The organism is Acidisoma sp. (genome assembly GCF_035492295.1).
Classification (GTDB): Bacteria; Pseudomonadota; Alphaproteobacteria; order Acetobacterales; family Acetobacteraceae; genus Acidisoma.
This window is the reverse complement of sequence record NZ_DATJJK010000012.1, coordinates 1-3923: the sequence shown is the minus strand read 5'-3', so window position 1 is coordinate 3923 and position 3923 is coordinate 1. Positions and strand designations below refer to the sequence as shown.

The following is a 3923-nucleotide window of genomic DNA, read 5'->3' as shown; positions in this document are numbered from 1 at the left end:
GGTCCAGCAACTCCCCGCCCAACCCTGCCAGCCGTGTCAGCCTGGCGTTAAACGGCGTGCTGTCATCCAGCCCGGGCGCGCTGTCCAGCCGACGCAGCACGCCCTTATGCCAGTAATCGATACGCTGCGCCGGAGCGACTGTATCAGTTGAAAAAGACGCGATGGACACCGCTTCCGCCTCAGATGGGGCGGCCACAGGGCCGGCTTGGTCGAATGTTTTGATCATGACACAAGACCTAGCATCCCGACCGTCTCTCTCAAAGGCGGAATGCAAGCCATCTTGGAATGGAGATATCTGATCTCTTTTTAAGCCCCCTTAAGTGCAAGGAAGGGCATCGGGCTGCAACCGGCTGAGCAGACGGGCGACCGCCAGAGGGCTGGCTATGCGGCGAGGACGGCTGCGAGCATCGCCGCACGGCCAGGGAAACCTGCCGGTGACTTTTGCGGCCAGCCGCTGCGGCCGCTCGCGAACGGCAACCTCAGTCGTCAGCGAGGTGGTCAGGGCTTTGCCCTTGCCCCATCAAACGACCCATGACGGGCTCAGCACGTCGGCCTTCTCCCGCAACGCGTCGCTCCACGGGGAGATATAGTCCGGCACGACTTGGCGAGAGCCGCCATGCTCTGATCCGGGACATCAGGATGCCGCGAGCACGTGTATCGGCGATATTCAGTCCCCACGCCAGGCCCACAATGCCAAACACGAAAGCCAGCTGCAGTACCAAGCCTTGCTGGATCGCCATCTTATAGACCAACCAGGAACAAAGAGCCCAAAGCGGATCGTGGATGACATACATTGCATAGGATGCGTCGCCCAAGGCCGCGCCGAACCAGGGTCGTCGTTCAAAAGCCGCCGCTCCCCAATAAATCAGGGCGGGAAAAAGAACGAAAACGCAGATCAGTTCATACCGATGCGATAGCTCCCCCCCGAGAGGGAGTGACAACAAGAGGGGTAGAGCTGCAATAAAGAGCCAAGACGGCAGTTTTAATTTCGCCGGTCTGACGGCGTGGATTCTGGCAAGGGCCACACCAGCGAAAAACGAAAATCCTACGCGAACAAACCCGGGGGCAAAATTGTCCCAACCCCATCCGACACTGACTGTGTAATATACCTTCTCGGTCGCGACCAACCCGATCCCACAGACAAGGATGAGCGTCAGCAAAGCTTTCCAGCCAAGCCTCTTCCTGAACAACACGAATACAACGTTGGCGACCCAAAATTCGAAGAACAGAGACCAGCAAGGCCCATTCACGGCGAACAAGGCCTGATGCTGAGGAACGACGTCCGAAGGCAAGCCGAAAAGGCCAAAGAAAAAGCTGACCAGGACGCCTCTGAATGTTAGGCCTGGAAAATCCATATTGAGTAACGCTGTGGCTACCCCGAGCACCAGCCCCAGGAAGTACAGCGGATACAGTCGCACTATTCGGGCTATCAGGAATTCGGCTGTGCCCATGCCCCGACGAAAGCGAGGCTCATAACTGAGAGCAAGAACAAATCCGCTGAGTAAAAAAAATAAGTCTACCGCCAGATAACCAAAACGCGGCGACCATGTGCCAAGCCCGTGGCCAGCGTGAAACAGGACCACCATCAAGGCGGCTATGCCTCTAAGTCCGTCAAGGGTTACGTAGCGATGTTTTTCGGCTCGACGCTCGCTGAAGCCAGTTGAAGGCATGGCGCGTCGCTTTCCGAATGTCAGTGGATGCATTTTCGGGTGATAGCCAATACTCCCGAAAGCTTAGCTACGCCTCGCTTCTATCAGGAAACCCGTTGGGAACAAGATTGTCGCTTTGGCCGTTGGCCGAACGGACAAAGAGAGGCGGCGACCACGGCATTGCCACACGTCGCACAAGCGAAATGTGGTAAACTGAGCTTGCGCTGACCTTGTTCCGGCGCCTCAATCAATCCTTTGCCTTCCTCCAACGACTACGACGACGTCGCACGACGACGCCCCTGCGGCCGATTTTCAAATTCGCCATTTAAGTCAAATGGTGAGAGACGGTTTCCGGGTCTCCCAGCCACCTTTTACCCCATCAGCCTGCCGAGCGACTTCAGCCGATCGCTGACAAAGCCGCTGCAATGGCAGCGAGCACAGCCTCCAGATCATCTCCCGTCATCACGGTGGAAAGTGCCATGAGCCCATTTGTGGAGATGATGACACCACCATCAAGAAGGGCCTGGACGAATGCCACGAGCCGTCGTGCCTCCGCGGCCTCAGGCCTCGCGGAGCGGTAGTCCCGCAACGGTCGGTCGGAGAGATGGACCTGCAGCAGCGAGCCCCGACCCGTGGCGCAACCCCGGATACCATGATCGTGCAACAGCCGCTCAATGCCGTGGCGCAGGTGATCGCCCATGTGGCCCAGCCGGACGAAGGCCGCCTCGTCCAGCAACTCCATCGCTGCAAGCCCCGCTCGCATGGTGACGGGATTGGCCGAGAAGGTGCCGCCGCCCGGAACGGCGGGCTTGCCTGATGTGGGATCGAAGACCGCCATGACATCCACCCGGCCGCCCAGGGCGCCGACGGGAAAGCCGCCGCCCATGATCTTGCCGAAGGTCGTGAGATCGGCCTCTACGCCCCAGAGACCTTGTGCGCCGGCATGGCCGAGCCGGAAGGAGATGACTTCATCGAAAATAAGCAAGGCGCCCACCTCGCGGCAGACCGCGTGCAGCGCCTGCAGATAGGCGGGGTCGGCAGGCACCAGCCCGGCCCGGTTCGGCATCGGATCGACAAGAACGCCAGCCAGCGCCGGGCCATGCGCCCGGATGAGGCTGACGGCGCCGTCGATATCGTTGAAGGGAATGACGACGACGTCGTCCAGCACGCCCTGCGGCGTCCCGCGCGCATAGGCGACGGAGGCGGGCGGCCCCTGAACTTGCCAATCCGCCGGGCCGGTATCCAGGCTGACCTCGGCATAGTCGTAGGTGCCGTGATAGGCGCCCTCGCATTTCGCGATCTTCGGCCGGCCGGTGAAGGCGCGCGCGGCCTTCAGCGCCATCATCACCGCTTCCGTTCCGGAATTGACGAAACGCACGCGTTCGACCGAAGCGACGCGCGCGCAGAGCAGTTCGGCCAGGTCGATCTCAGACTCCGTCGGCATGCCGAAGGCGGTGCCGAGCGCGATCTGCCGGCAGGCGGCGTCCACCAGCGCAGGATGGGCGTGGCCGTGGATCAGGGACGTGTAGTTGTTGTTGCAATCAATCCGCGCGACACCGTCCACATCCCAAACCCGGCAACCCTCTCCCCGCGCGGCATAGAGCGGATAGGGATCGCGATAGACGGTGGTGCGGGTGTTGCCACCGGGCAGACTGCCACGGGCACGGCGCGCCAGCGCCTCGGACCGGGAGGAAAGCACCGTCGCGTCTGTCATCGCTGATGTCTCCGGGCGGGCGGCATAATCGCCGCCCAGCTGCCGTGGGCGATCTTGGAAGGAGCGCCCGCCCGCATCAAGCCATCCTCTCAGCGCTCGGAGAGCTGCAGCCGCGCAAGATCGGTGAGCAGATCCGGGCCCGTCGGCGCCCACCCGAGCGCGGCGCGGGTGATGGCGCTCGAGGCCGGCATGTCGTGGGACACGAACATGGCGAGCCAGCCGAAATGGCCGGGCGCTTCCTCCGCGGTGATGGAGCGGACCGGAAGGTTAAGCCGCTTGCCGAGGGTCTCGCAGATGTCGCGCGCCGAGACGCCCTCTTCGGCGACCGCGTGATAGATCGCACCCGGCGCCGCCCGCTCGATGGCGAGCCTGTAGAGGCGCGCCACATCGGAAATATGCGCGGCCGGCCAGCGCGATTGGCCGTCGCCGACATAGGCGAGGACGCCCTTGTCGCGTGCCACCGGGATCACATAGGAAACGAGGCCCTGCCTCACGGTGTCATGCACCTGCGGCAAGCGCATGATGGAGACAGTGCCGCCCGCTTCCGCCACGGCGTTTGC

3 protein-coding genes and 1 pseudogene are annotated in these 3923 nt (G+C 62.2%); all 4 read right to left on the bottom strand.

Going from position 1 to position 3923, the window contains the following annotated elements; translation table 11 throughout:
• Positions 1-226 (bottom strand): hypothetical protein (locus VL752_RS00855; protein ID WP_325351835.1); only part of this gene is annotated, 226 nt, incomplete at its 3' end.
• Between the two features lie 253 nt (positions 227-479).
• Positions 480-1670, bottom strand: a complete 1191-nt coding sequence (locus tag VL752_RS00850; RefSeq protein ID WP_325351834.1) for an acyltransferase family protein — start codon at positions 1668-1670, stop codon at positions 480-482.
• A gap of 376 nt (positions 1671-2046) precedes the next feature.
• Positions 2047-3363 (bottom strand): aspartate aminotransferase family protein, encoded by a 1317-nt coding sequence (locus tag VL752_RS00845; RefSeq protein ID WP_325351833.1) that lies wholly within the window; start codon positions 3361-3363, stop codon positions 2047-2049.
• 89 nt (positions 3364-3452) lie between these two features.
• Positions 3453-3923: pseudogene (locus tag VL752_RS00840) on the bottom strand (NAD-dependent dehydratase); the annotation flags it as partial.

What these genes read in the sequence shown, in the direction of transcription:
- VL752_RS00850 (WP_325351834.1), bottom strand. Translation starts at nt 1,670, where the DNA reads ATGCCTTCAACTGGCTTCAGCGAGCGTCGAGCCGAAAAACATCGCTAC.
- VL752_RS00845 (WP_325351833.1), bottom strand. Translation starts at nt 3,363, where the DNA reads ATGACAGACGCGACGGTGCTTTCCTCCCGGTCCGAGGCGCTGGCGCGC.